General features: G+C 44.4%; 12 protein-coding genes. 5 read left to right on the forward strand and 7 right to left on the reverse strand.

Annotation, left to right across the window (positions count from 1 at the left end):
- Positions 1 to 13 precede the first annotated feature (13 nt).
- The 3 genes from AC6R00_RS14455 to AC6R00_RS14465 all read right to left on the reverse strand — a co-directional run bounded on the left by AC6R00_RS14455 (position 14) and on the right by AC6R00_RS14465 (position 1,868).
- Positions 14 to 406, reverse strand: a complete 393-nt coding sequence (locus tag AC6R00_RS14455) for a YbaN family protein (protein WP_038197396.1) — start codon at positions 404 to 406, stop codon at positions 14 to 16.
- Positions 407 to 425: 19 nt separating this feature from the next.
- Positions 426 to 557: a hypothetical protein gene (locus tag AC6R00_RS14460; protein WP_004748332.1), complete on the reverse strand. Its 132-nt coding sequence runs from the start codon at positions 555 to 557 to the stop codon at positions 426 to 428.
- Between the two features lie 210 nt (positions 558 to 767).
- On the reverse strand, positions 768 to 1,868 hold the full coding sequence (locus AC6R00_RS14465) for a response regulator (protein ID WP_500640866.1): 1,101 nt from the start codon (positions 1,866 to 1,868) through the stop codon (positions 768 to 770).
- Between the two features lie 241 nt (positions 1,869 to 2,109).
- Between AC6R00_RS14465 and AC6R00_RS14470 the strand changes: the two genes are divergently transcribed.
- Positions 2,110 to 2,985: a LysR family transcriptional regulator gene (locus tag AC6R00_RS14470; protein ID WP_004748335.1), complete on the forward strand. Its 876-nt coding sequence runs from the start codon at positions 2,110 to 2,112 to the stop codon at positions 2,983 to 2,985.
- A gap of 51 nt (positions 2,986 to 3,036) precedes the next feature.
- Here AC6R00_RS14470 and AC6R00_RS14475 read toward each other — a convergent pair whose 3' ends face one another.
- The 3 genes from AC6R00_RS14475 to fadI form a co-directional block, all read right to left on the reverse strand.
- Positions 3,037 to 3,585, reverse strand: a complete 549-nt coding sequence (locus tag AC6R00_RS14475; protein WP_069665855.1) for an NAD(P)H nitroreductase — start codon at positions 3,583 to 3,585, stop codon at positions 3,037 to 3,039.
- A 93-nt stretch (positions 3,586 to 3,678) separates the two neighbouring features.
- Positions 3,679 to 5,802: a fatty acid oxidation complex subunit alpha FadJ gene (fadJ, locus tag AC6R00_RS14480; RefSeq protein WP_500640867.1), complete on the reverse strand. Its 2,124-nt coding sequence runs from the start codon at positions 5,800 to 5,802 to the stop codon at positions 3,679 to 3,681.
- A complete protein-coding gene (fadI, locus tag AC6R00_RS14485) occupies positions 5,802 to 7,109 on the reverse strand; it encodes an acetyl-CoA C-acyltransferase FadI (protein WP_500640868.1) in 1,308 nt (435 codons plus the stop codon). Before fadI ends, fadJ begins: the two co-directional genes overlap by 1 nt.
- 658 nt (positions 7,110 to 7,767) lie before the next feature.
- Between fadI and AC6R00_RS14490 the strand changes: the two genes are divergently transcribed.
- From AC6R00_RS14490 to AC6R00_RS14505, 4 genes are all read left to right on the forward strand, one after another.
- Positions 7,768 to 8,274, forward strand: a complete 507-nt coding sequence (locus AC6R00_RS14490) for a sigma-70 family RNA polymerase sigma factor (RefSeq protein WP_253649379.1) — start codon at positions 7,768 to 7,770, stop codon at positions 8,272 to 8,274.
- Positions 8,267 to 8,995, forward strand: coding sequence for a DUF3379 domain-containing protein (locus tag AC6R00_RS14495; RefSeq protein WP_500640869.1), 729 nt, complete (start codon positions 8,267 to 8,269; stop codon positions 8,993 to 8,995). Before AC6R00_RS14490 ends, AC6R00_RS14495 begins: the two co-directional genes overlap by 8 nt.
- Positions 8,996 to 9,261: 266 nt before the next feature.
- On the forward strand, positions 9,262 to 10,560 hold the full coding sequence (locus AC6R00_RS14500; protein WP_500640870.1) for an outer membrane protein transport protein: 1,299 nt from the start codon (positions 9,262 to 9,264) through the stop codon (positions 10,558 to 10,560).
- Between the two features lie 332 nt (positions 10,561 to 10,892).
- Positions 10,893 to 12,197, forward strand: coding sequence for an outer membrane protein transport protein (locus tag AC6R00_RS14505; RefSeq protein WP_500640871.1), 1,305 nt, complete (start codon positions 10,893 to 10,895; stop codon positions 12,195 to 12,197).
- A gap of 63 nt (positions 12,198 to 12,260) precedes the next feature.
- Here AC6R00_RS14505 and AC6R00_RS14510 read toward each other — a convergent pair whose 3' ends face one another.
- Positions 12,261 to 13,016 carry an MlaA family lipoprotein gene (locus tag AC6R00_RS14510; protein WP_500640872.1) on the reverse strand — a complete coding sequence of 252 codons (756 nt, stop codon included), beginning with the start codon at positions 13,014 to 13,016 and terminating at the stop codon, positions 12,261 to 12,263.
- Positions 13,017 to 13,072: the final 56 nt, after the last annotated feature.

Below are 13,072 nucleotides of genomic sequence, written 5' to 3' on the forward strand. Positions count from 1 at the left end.
CTTCTTCACAATCTTAGTGATTTTCTTCTCTATCGGCAAGGTACTCAGTCACAGGCAGACGAATAAACCAACTGAGTAAAATGATGAGCATCAATACAAGGGCAATCTTTAACCAGAAGTGCGGTACGACCCAAATTGAAAAAGCAAAACTGATGAGTATGCATATCACACCGCGCTTTTTGACCTTAGCGGTCACAGCGCCATTTTGATGCCAATTCGTCAGAATAGGACCAAATGTTTTGTGCTGATGCAGCCAACGATGAAACTTGGGGCTACTGCGCATAAAACAAGCGCTAGCAAGAAGAATAAACGGAGTGGTCGGTAGGAGTGGTAAAAAAATACCTATAAAGCCCAGAATTAGGCTGAGCACACCAACAAAATTAAGAAAGAGTCTGCGAATTAAGATGGTATGCTCCGAACGCTATTTAGAAGCCCGCATACCCATTAAGCACGCGAATCCAAGTCAAGGTTGCTGGTAGCGTTGGGATAAGCAGTACTGCTATGAATCCAAGAAAGTAGTAAATATTATAAGGTTCTTTAAAATCTTTGTCTGCCATGAGCTTGCTTCTCTAATTATAGGTGTTGACTTTACTCCCATGAGATTAATCAAATGTTAATAACTTGGGTTGTTTTTGTTTTATGGCGGACTATACCCTAATCGTTAGTCGACAAACACCGACTAACAAAAGGGTTATTTGAAATGTGTCTGTTGAGCCTTATACCTATCGGGATAAGTCATGCCCAGATAATGATTCTAGCTGTGGCGACTAGGCATTGCTGCCACGATAAATATCTAAGCTAAAACTGCTTGAACCCAAACGACTTAACGTTAACTGACAAGCGGATTGAATGGGCAAGTCAGAGGTAATAAAGTTTTTAACGCAATTTTCTCCTAGCATAACCCCTGCCGGAATATGCTGAGAAAAATACCCATTAGCCCATTGAGCATCTAATCCAGCAGGGAGAAGTGATAACGTTCCCTCGGATAAATCAGCGATACCAAATATGGCCTTAACTGGTGTACTGCAATCAGAGCACTTAATCCCCTTTTCAAGCAGGCTTGCTATGTCTTTAAGATCGGCATTAAAGCACTTGAGGTTACGTAGATAATCATGGAAAAGTGCCCGAACCAATAAGGTGGTTGCCGCTCCATGCTGCCCTTCACTGTCAGAATCAACGAGATAAAAAGCAAACTGACCGTTGATAAGCCATGCATAATCGAATACGAGTGGCATCACATCCGTTGACTGGAGCAAGCGATAGCTGCATTTCCAATCGCCTTGAGAAGTGTCCTTGTCTGGTAACAAAGCATGTAGCAAATCTTTGGCTGCGCTTGGATTCTCGTCAAGGTACTCTAAATGCCAATGCAACTCTTGCTCTTCTGGCATATCACCGCTATCGACTCTGAACCATTGACTGGAAAAATCACGTTGATCGCTTAAATGGTTATCCGAGTCATCGAGGGTGTTTTCGATCGCGCACGCTAGGTGCTCATGATTGCTAATCGGTTTAGGTAAAAAATCTTTAATCCCAAACCTCAGTGCTTTCGCCACATCTGAAATTTCATCAGTGGCAGAAACAACAATTAGCGGTAATGAGGGGTACTCGAGGCTCACCTCTTCAACGAACTCGATACCATCCAAAATGGGCATCGACAGATCACACAGAATCAAATCCGGTTCATTTGAACGCAGTTTTTGCAACCCATCGAGTCCATTCTCCGCCTCTACAACCTTGTAGCCTTGGGATTCTAGAAAGCCGAGTGTAATGCGGCGGAAGATCGGATCGTCATCCACCAGCATGATCACCTTTTGCCCAGCGGCGACAGGCACAGCCGCACTGGTTCCAACTTCAACTGTTTTATGCATAAATCTTTGCCTCACACAAACTAATGTTACTGCTCTTTATTGTTATTGTTGTATTTAGTTCTACACACTCCTTAAAAAGTAGTCTCGAACTGCGATTTATACAAATCTTCCACTTTGAAGCCTTGTTGCATACTATATGTATGGAATAACAAATATCGATAAACTTGTTGATGTGACTCAAACTTTGACGTTTGATATACATATAAATTAACCAAATTCGTAAAAATGTGTGTCTGATACAATGAAATTAGATGATCTAAACCTATTTAGACTGGTAGTCGAAAACGGGAGTTATACCGCAACTTCTCGTAAAACGATGATTCCTGTAGCGACAATAACGCGACGTATTCAGGCTCTAGAAGATTCTTTGAACCTACGCCTTCTCAATCGCCATGCTCGTAAACTTTCCCTTACAGAAGCAGGTGAACGTTTTTACAATGAATGTTCTCCTCTGCTTAGCCGCTTAGCCTCAGCTGCAGAGGAGTTAACCGATGAGTGCCGAGGGGCTGCGGGTAAAATTCGTATTACCGCGCCTTCAAACCTGACTAAGCGCATGATGATGCCTATGTACAATGCCTTTATGGCTAAGTACCCTGACATCAATATTGAGCTAACGACCAGCAACCACGCCGATCAGTTGGACCCAACTGAGTGGGATGTCATTTTTCGCGTTGGTCCGCAGCGTGACTCTAGTCTAATCGCGCGTAAAATCAGCTCAGTGGCTGATATTCTGGTCGCTAGCCCTGAATATCTGAAGTTAAATCCAGAACCTAAGCACGCAGAAGACCTGCATCACCACTCTTTGCTTAAAGGATCGCCACTGCTAAAATGGCAGCTGTCAAACAATAGCGGCGAAACCGTTATCAATAATGATAAAGGCCGTTTTCAAGCCAATACCTTAGACGTAGTAAGAAGCTCTTGTTCTTCTGGTTTAGGTATCACTCTTATGCCTGATGTCATGCTGAGGGAGTACATTGAGGATGGTAGCTTAGTTCGCGTTCTCGAAGACTGGAGTGCTAACCCGCGCGATATCTATATGCTCTATAACCATAAAGATCATCTACCAGAAAAAGTCCGTTTGTTTATTGATTTTGTTATTGCTTACAATCTTCACTAAACAATCGCCAAAAGTAAAAAAGCTTGGTAATCACCAAGCTTTTTTTAATTCTTACAGATACTCGACGAACTTACTCAAATCCCGCTCTGGTACTTTCATTGGTGTGCAACCTGGCGTACCAAGATAAAGGAAACCAACAATTTCATCGTCACCTTCGAGATTAAACGCTTGGTGCACTTCTTGGTGGAACATCCACTTGCCCGAACGCCAGAATCCCTGAAAACCTTGAGCAACCGCTGCCATCTGCATCGCTTGAACCGCGCAACCAGCTGAAAGGTATTGCTCTAGCGCTGGGACTTTCTCGTGTTCAGTCACTTTAGCAATAACAGTAATCACCATTGGGGCACGAAACGGCGCATTCTTCACCTTGTCCACAACGGCTTGTTCACTGTCCTCAGCTTGTGCGGCTTTGACTAGAATGTCAGACAACTTGTTGAGCCCCTCACCTTGCGCAATAACAAAGCGCCACGGTGTCAAACCAGCATGATCTGGCGCTCTTAGTCCTGCGCGAATAATGTTTTCCAGCGCTTTTCCTTCAGGAGCAGGCTCAGATAACTTTGCGATTGAGCGACGGTTCAACAATAAATCTAGAGCATCCATGAGACTTCCTTTTTAGTGTCTTGTTTTTCTTGATAATAACGCCCATAAACGAAAAAGGCGAACCCATTGGTTCGCCTTAGTAGAGCTTTGGTTTTAGTCGTAGAACTTAGCGCCAATGCCTGCTCGCGTGAGTAAACCATCACATGGAGCAAATCGATCGCCATATTTCTGCGCATGCTCGTTCATGATCTCCACCAATTTTTCGATTCCAATTTGATCCATATAACGGAATGGACCACCAAGGAATGGAGGGAAACCGATACCGAAAATAGCACCAATATCACCATCTCTTGGGCTGCGAATGATGCCTTCGTCTAAACAGCGAACCGCTTCATTGAGCATTGGTAGAACACAACGCATAGCGATGTCTTTCTCAGCAAGCTTGGATTCTGGGCTCAAGCTCAGTAACTTATACACTGACTTGTCGACTTCTTTCTTTTTGCCTTTGTAGCTATAGAAGCCTTTACCGCTCTTACGTCCTTTACGATCATCGTTGAGCAGCTTATCGAACACATCTGGCCCTTGGAAACGTTCACCGAGCTCAGCGACTAAAATAGGCATAATTTTGGCACCAATATCAACGCCGACTTCATCCAGTAGGGTGATTGGCCCAACCGGGAAACCAAAATTAAGCAGTGCAGTATCAAGCTGTTCGATTGGCTCTCCAGTCAACAGAACTTGCGCCGCTTCATTCATGTAGGGCGCTAAGATTCGGTTTACGTAGAAACCCGCACAATCTTTAACCACAATCGGTGTTTTGCCTTGCTTACGCGCAAATTCCACTACCGTTGAAATCGTTTCATCCGAAGTGCCTTGATGAGGAATCACCTCTACTAATGGCATTTTCTCTACTGGACTGAAATAGTGTAGACCGACGACGTTTTCCGGGCGCTCCGCTTTCTCTGCAATCTGATGGATTGGCAAAGACGAAGTATTGGTCGCGAAAATGGTACTATCTTTGGCGTTACTCTCGATATCTGCCACCATTTGTTGCTTAAGGTTGAGATCTTCGAATACCGCTTCAATAACAATATCGGTGTGGTTAAAGCGAGTAAAATCTGTCCCACCAGAAAGCTGCAACATTTTACTTTGCAGTTGCGCTTTAGAGAGGATGCGACGTTTTCTTTGCTTCTCAAACAGTTTGTAATTGTATTTGAGCGCGTTAAGTACACCGTCATTAGACACATCTTTGATTCGAACAGGCACTTTTGCTTTAGCCACACTGACATGACTAATCCCTGCGCCCATAAGGCCACCGCCTAGAACCGCTGCTCTTGCAATAGGTTTAGGTTGAGCATCACCGCCGTGCTCTTTTTTCATCTCTGTGGTTGCAAAGAAGATCGAACGTAGCGCTTTTGACTCAGAGGTCATCACTAACTCCCCAAAACGCTCAGCTTCTTTCTTCTGACCTTTTTCAAAGCCCTTTTCGAGACCAAAACGAATCACTTCTAAAATGGCGTCAGCTGCCGGGTAGTTACCTCGAGTCTTCTCTTTCGTCTTTTTAGCAGCTTGCTCAAAAATCACTTTTCGGCCTAAGCCTGTATTAGAGATAAGTTTCTCTTTAGTCGAAATCTTACGTTTGCCTTTCTTCTTATTAGAATTCTTTTCAACAAAGCTTTTAGCAACATCAAGCAACACCGTATGAGGAACGACCGCATCTGCCACGCCCAGTTTTTTCGCTTTCTTTGCTCGAAGCTGTTTGCCAGTAAGAATCATATCTAGTGATGGCAACAAACCAATCAGACGAGGCAGTCGTTGAGTACCACCCGAGCCTGGCAAAAGGCCAAGCTGAACTTCTGGTAAGCCTAAACGGGTTTTATCTGAATCACTACACACACGGTAATCACAAGCTAGTGCGAGCTCTAGTCCACCACCCAGACATGGGCCGTGAATAGCGGCAACGACAGGATAAGGCAAGTCCGAAAGCTGCTGGAACATTTGCTGACCTTTTTCTGCCAATGCCTGCGCTTCCTTAGCACTGCTACAAGCATCGAGCATACGCACATCAGCCCCTGCAATGAAGTTATCTGGTTTTAGCGAATGAACCACTAACCCCTTAATTGCCGCACCTTTCTCCGCAAGTTGGCTGAAGATCGCTTCCATTTCGTCAGCGAACGCTGCTTGAAGGGTATTCATTTTCTCGCCTGGGACGTCGATAGAAAGCCATGCGATATCTTGATCATCAATGGATAAATTAAATGCAGTTTTGTCGCTCATTACTCTACCTCCAGTACCATAGCTGCGCCTAAACCGCCTGCGGCACAGGCTGTATTCAATGCTAAACCACCACCTCTTCGTTGCAGTTCACGCAACGTTTGAGTGATCATGCGCGCGCCTGTCGCAGCAAATGGGTGACCATACGCAATCGAGCCACCTAACACATTGAATTTATCCATATCAATTTCGCCAATCGCTTTTGTTCGACCCAGCTTCTCTTGAGCAAACTTATCGCTTGCGAACATTTTAACGTTTGAAAGCGCCTGCGCGGCAAAGGCTTCATGCATATCGATCAGCGTAAGATCTGAAAGCTCAATCCCCGCGCGATCGAGCGCCATCGGTGTCGCGTAAGAAGGTCCCATTAGCATGTCCTTCTCCACACCAATTGCAGAGAAAGCGTAAGAGCGAATGTAACCCATGATATCTAAGCCAAGTTCCTTCGCTTTGCCTTCGCGCATCAACATAATTGCCGCAGCACCATCGGTAAGAGGCGTACTGTTGGCCGCGGTTACGCTGCCGTACTGGCGGTCAAATGCAGGACGAAGTTTTGCGTAACCCTCAATCGTTGAGTCTTCACGAATATTGTTATCTTTCGCGATCCACTTCTTGTAGGGTTCAGGGAATGCCGTCATGACTTCCCCTTCTATTTTGCCATCATTCCAAGCTTGAGCAGCAAGCGTATGAGAGCGGTGAGCAAGTTCATCTTGCGCCTGACGAGTAATGCCATGTGATTTCGCCATTTGCTCCGCCGTTTGACCCATTGACAAGCCAGTAGAATACTCAGCGACTGCAGGCGGTACTGGCATTAAATCTTTCAATGACAGAGTTTTAAGAATATTGAGCTTTTGGCTGAGTGTCTTGGTTTTACTCAGTGCTAGCAGGTTTGCCGCTAGTTTTTTAGAAACACCAATTGGCAGAACAGACGACGAATCTGCACCACCAGCAATACCGACATCAATGGTTCCCGCCATAATGCTTTCGGCAACGTTTACGGCCGATTGGAAGCTCGTCGCACAAGCACGTGTCACGCTGTAAGCATCGGTATTAATGTCCATCCCTGTTCCAAGCACGATCTCACGTGCGATGTTTGGTGCTTCAGGCATTTGCACAACCTGACCAAACACAACTTGCTCAATCAGTTTTGGATCGATTTCAGTGCGAGCAAGCATATCGCTCACGACCATTTTTCCGAGGTCTACCGCCGGGACTTGGCTAAATTCTGTACTTTGACGCGCAAACGGTGTTCGCAAACCTGCGACAATCGCTACACGTTCTCCTGAGCGAGTTTTCACTTCCTGCTTGCCCATTGTTGCTCCTTAATAAATAGAGGTCTGACCAGAATCATTGTAACGAGAATGTTAATTCAATCAAACGGTCGTTTGAATAAACGTGACTTACGACAGATTACGCTGCTTATCAGCCAATGGCGATAAATAACACTGGACTAAGAGATAACTTGATAAAATAGGTGTAACTTATAGGTAGAATGGTTGTCGTAGAGATTGCAGGCAAAAAAAAACCACACAAAGCTGTGTGGTTGGAATATATAAAGCAATTAACTTACGCCAATTGAAATAATCAGTTTCCTGATTAGGAGAAAGTAAAGTCAGCCTTCAAAAGGAAGTGTCATCTTGCTCAACTTGTCAGTGTAAACACCGACTAGATGACAGGTGTTACTATAACCTTTCGAGTGTGCCAGATTTTGAAATAGATCAATTTTAAGTGGAAAACTAGCTAACAGATGCTGTTATATTTCACTTCACCTATTCACAACATCAATTACTGCGCTTTTATTGCGGCTTCTAATCAAGCAATAACTTTAGCTTGCTAAGTAATGAATATGTACCACTGCCCTGCTAGTCGCAGTGACAACAACAATAAAATCACAGAGCAACGAGGGAGGCTCCTGTGTCAATCATCAACTTTTTTGGAAAGAAAAAGTCCAATGATCCGGTCAACTCGGATATGGACAGACAAAGAAAATACGAAGCGCTCGTTAGGGCCTATCACAGAGACTTATACAGGTACGCCTATTGGTTGTGTAAAGATCCAACCATTGCAGAAGATCTGGTACAAGAAACTTGCCTGCGTGCATGGAAGTCTCTCGATAGCTTACAAGACGAAAAAGCGGCTAAATCTTGGCTTATCACGATATTAAGACGAGAAAACGCGCGCCGTTTCGAGCGCAAACAATTTGACCTGGTAGATATCGACGACCATGGCAACGATGCTAAGGTTTCGGACGATCCTCACCATCAAACTCAATGGGTTCAAGCTCAGATAATGAAGCTTGAGGAGGATTATCGAGAACCACTGTTCCTCCAAGTTGTGGGGGGATTCAGCGGTGAAGAAATCGGCGAGATACTCGGTCTTAATAAGAATACGGTAATGACTCGGCTGTTTAGGGCGAGGAACCAGTTAAAAGAGATGTTAGATTCAGAGAATACACATAGGGGGCAGCAAAATGGATGAATTAGAATTTCGCCGACGCATCATGTCCGATCCTAAACACAGAGATAGTGAGATATGTGCGGCTATAAAAGAAAGTGAGCAAAACGCACAGTTCGCTGATGAAGTCCTCGATCTCGACAAACAGATTGCAAAAGCAATGGCAGTCGACGTACCTGAAGATCTGGCTGATAAGATCTTGTTTAATCAGACGTCTGTCGCCAGAGATAACGTTGTACGACCAAACTTTGCTCGCAAGGCGATGGCAATGGCAGCGTCGGTAGCATTTGTGGCAGGTTTATTGGTTGGCCAGCTAAATTGGAGCAATCTGGTTGTCTCTCCAGCACAAGCGAGCTTAGCAACAACGGCGCTTCAGCATGTCGTTGATGAAAAGCCATTTATCCAAAATCTTGATGAGCAGGTCAAATCATCACAAATCAACGCCAAGATGATGCCTTTTGACCACCAACTATCTGAAACCTTTCCGTACCATGTGTATTACTTAAACCACTGCGGCTTCGGTAAATCCAATGCGCTACATATGGTATTCAGAGGGGAAAAAGGCAAAGTCACACTGTTCTTAACCGGGATTCCATCTAACCAAGCAGTCGACTTCAATGAAGACGGTATGGCTGGAGTTGTGGAGCCAATGGGAGACACCAGTATGATCATTGTCGGTGATGAAGGTGAAGATGTGGCTAAGATCGCTGAAAGCATATCTAAAATCATCAAACCAATGATTTAACAAAATAGCAACATTTTGTGACCCACGTCATGGCTTGGACATCCTGTTCAAGCCATTTTTTTAGCACAAAATTAGAGTCAAGACTCTAAAAAGACGTTTTTTGCAGCACTTTCTTGCCAGATAACCATCATTTCCATAATTTTATCGTCCTGATCGGCAATGGTCGGATTTCTATATCATATACTTGAGTCTAGTATCAGCCACCACTGAGCTTTTGCTCAAATTTTATCGTCCACTTAGAGACGAACAAAAAGGAAAAAGCAAAAATGAACAAGACGCGTCTGTTTAAAAAATCACTATTAGCAGTGACAATCGCAACAACTTCTCTAGCTTCGCAGCAAGCTCTCGCTGCCGGTTTCCAACTTAACTCTCAATCTGCAACGGGCCTAGGCCGTGCATTTGCAGGTGATGCTGTTATCGCGGATAACGCTTCTGTTATGTCGCGTAACGCAGCAGCAATGGCTCTATTTGACCGCACTGAAATGTCACTTGGTTTTAATATCATTGATTCAGAAGTTGAGGTTAAAGACGTTACACACGTTCGACCTGCAGCTGCTGGCGGAACTAGAACCGATGTGGAAAACACCCAAAACGATGCAACCTCTTTCGTACCTAACTTATATGTATTGCATCCAGTTAACGACAAGTTTGCTGTAGGCCTTGGCCTATACTCGAACTATGCTACTACCAACGAGTTTGATGATTCTTGGGGACAAGGTACAGGAGCAATATTGCCGGGTCCTACAGCAATACCTGGTGCAGATGCCTTTGGTGGTACTACAAACCTAAGCACAATGAACGTTCTACTTGCAGCTTCTTATCGTCTAAACGAGCAGTGGAGCATTGGTGGCGGCCTTGATATTATTTACGGTCAAGGCGAACTAAAGCGCAAAACAAACTTCAATGGCGCAACGGAGCAGGAGCTTCTCGATATCGATGCTGACGGAATTGGTGTAGGCTTTAACCTAGGTACAGTGTTCGAACTAGATGAAAATAACCGCTTTGGTTTGAGCTACCACTACAGCCCTGAGATTGAAGCAAGCGGCACAGCGAAGAAATACAATAGTGCTACAGGCCAAGTCGAAGATATTGGCAAAGTAAAAATTGCTCTTCCTTCGCGTGCAGAGTTCTCAGGTTACCACCGCATAGAAGATACTAAATTCGCAGTGCATTACAGCATCCAGTACATTAGCTGGAGTGACTTTGAAGAGCTAGGCTCAACTAGCGGTACTCAGGTAAAAGAATACAAGTGGAAAGATACCTACCACTACTCGATTGGTGGTACTTACTACATTAACCAAAACTGGGAAGCACGCATTGGTTACATGTACGACCAAGGTGTACAAGATGAGCTAACTTCAGTGTCTGTACCAGACTCTGATCGCCAATGGTTCTCTGCAGGTGCGACTTACCACCTAAACAAAGACCAGTCGATTGATCTAGGCCTTACCTACCTGACAAGTAAAGAGAAGCAGGTCAAAGACGATTTGAGCGGTGTAACATTAGAGGCTAAGACACAAGCAACAGCTTTCCTATTTGGTATGCAATACACGCACAAATTCTAAGCTCAGCTTACAATTTCTATCCAAAGGCCAGCGCTTGCTGGCCTTTTTCTTTTAATTTAACTCGCTTTAAACTCTGCTCTTTCTCAGTTCGAATTGCATGACCATTCCCAAAATTCTAGCTTACACACGTACTCCATAAGCGATATTGGTGCTACAAATGTTCGCTGAAATATCAAAACATTACATTAACATCCAGTGTTTATATCTATTAAATATAATAATAGTTATATAAAACTCCAAATAGTATCGGTACAGTGTTTTTAATTTTTAAAGTAATAGCTCTAACCCTATGATCGCTCGACACAAATACAATCAGTTCAGCGAACATTACAATGAAAACGAATAAGACTCTTCTATCACTTGCTGTAGCATGCGGCCTAGTGGCAACCTCTTCAGCCGTAAACGCAGCGGGCTTCCAGTTGGCAGAATACTCAGCAACAGGTCTAGGCCGTGCTTACGCTGGTGAAGCGGCAATGGCAGACAACGCAAGCGCACAGTGGCGCAACCCAGCTATGCTGACTTATCTTGAAGGCACACAGATCTCTACTGGTGCGATTTATGTTAATCCAAATGTCGATGTTAGTGGCAACATCGATGGCTCAAAAGCTCAAGTAACTCTACCAGACTCATCCGTGTCTTCATCAGATTTTGCCAACGACGCTATTATCCCAAACTTGTACATTTCACATCGTTACTCAGACGAGTTTGCAGTGGGTTTTGCGCTAGGTACAAACTACGGTATGGAAACAAACCTCGGTAACGACTTTGCCGCTGCTCACTTCGGCAACGAAGCTAGTGTAACAACCATGGAAGCAAACCTAAATCTAGCTTACAAACTCAACGACAGTGTGAGTTTTGGTGGTGGTCTGCGCTATGTAATGGGTGAAGGTAGTTTTGGAGCTAAAACACCGAAAAGTAACCTTGTATCACCAGGCAATGTTACAACTCTCAAATATATGGAAGGTGACGACACTGCGTTCGGTTGGCAAGCAGGTACAGCATGGCAAATAAACGAAAACCATCGTATTGGCTTTGCATACAAATCTGAAGTAGAACTAAAGTTAGAAGGTTATGCTACTGGTATTGGTTTCGACCCAGCATTGGCCAATGCTCGTGATAATGGCTATATGAACTTAGCATTACCAGCTACCGCAGAACTAGCAAGTTTTCATCAGCTTACCAACCAACTTGCTATTCACGCCAGTATCAATTGGACTGACTGGAGCAGTTTCGAGAAACTTGAAGCCCAGCTAGATACGTATGGCACTAAAATGGTTAAAGAGGAAAACTGGAAAGACAACTACCGTTTTGCTCTTGGTGCTACTTACCAAGTAGACTCTAAGCTAGCAGTACGTACTGGTGTCGCATATGATACTTCAGCAGTTAGTGATCAGAACCGTACGATTACTATTCCGGAAACAGATCGTACTTGGCTAAGTCTTGGTGCAACATATGAGTTTACTAAGCAGTTCACCCTTGACGGTGGTCTGACTTACATTATCGCCAAAGACGCTCCGATCACTGAGTCTCGCGGTTATGCATCAGATGATGCCGCACAGGCAGTTGGTGGTCAGTTTACTGGTGAAGTGAGTGGCAACGTATGGCTAATCGGACTACAAGCGAACTACACTTTCTAGTCATAATTAAAAGCAAAAAGGCTTGGTTTCACCCAAGCCTTTCTTCTAACTCGCTATCAACCACTAAAACTCTTCCAAGTACTCATCTAAGTACTCTTCTTCTTCATGGTTGTAGTCATCCTTCTCTATCTCAGCATTATAGTCCTGACGCTGTATGTAAGCATCGCGCGCAACCGCATAAGGATCAGGTGAATTATCGAGTAGAGCTTCTTGATTGACTAAAGCCGCTCGCGTTTCCATCCCCTCCAATGCCCATTTCCCTAGGCCAGCCCAGAAATTGAGAAATGATAACGGAACATAGGTTTTATCAACGAGATCTGCGGTCTCACGAACAGTCCAAGGGCCGTAACCTGGCACCATCACATAAGGACCATTACCAACGCCATAATGACCGACGGCATCACTGAATGTTTTGTCGTTGTGATCGGTAATGCCCGCTTCAGAGGCAACATCAATAAGACCTGCAAGGCCAATAGTGGAGTTGATCCAAAAGCGGTTAAAGTGGTCGAGCGCTTTTCCACCATTCCCCATAATAAGATTGTTAACCATACTTGATGGCTCGTCGAGGTTACCTAAAAAATTACTGATACCGGTTCGAATCGGTGAAGGCACATAATTTACATACGCTAAAGAGACAGGTCGAACAAAATAAGGATCGAGGTAATCGTAGTTAAATGTCCACATAGAGCGGTTAAAACTCTCCATAGGGTCATAAACTTCGGATTCGCTGAATGCAGACTCATCTTCGGGCGCTGACGCACACCCGCCTAACCCAAGGGTTAGTAACAACATCCATATCTGCGGCTTTATTTTTCTCATTATTATCAATCCATAAAAAAGGCCGGTAATGTTACCGGCCTTCGTTAATTCATAAT

Source organism: Vibrio sp. R10-SF1-ISO8, assembly GCF_059833805.1.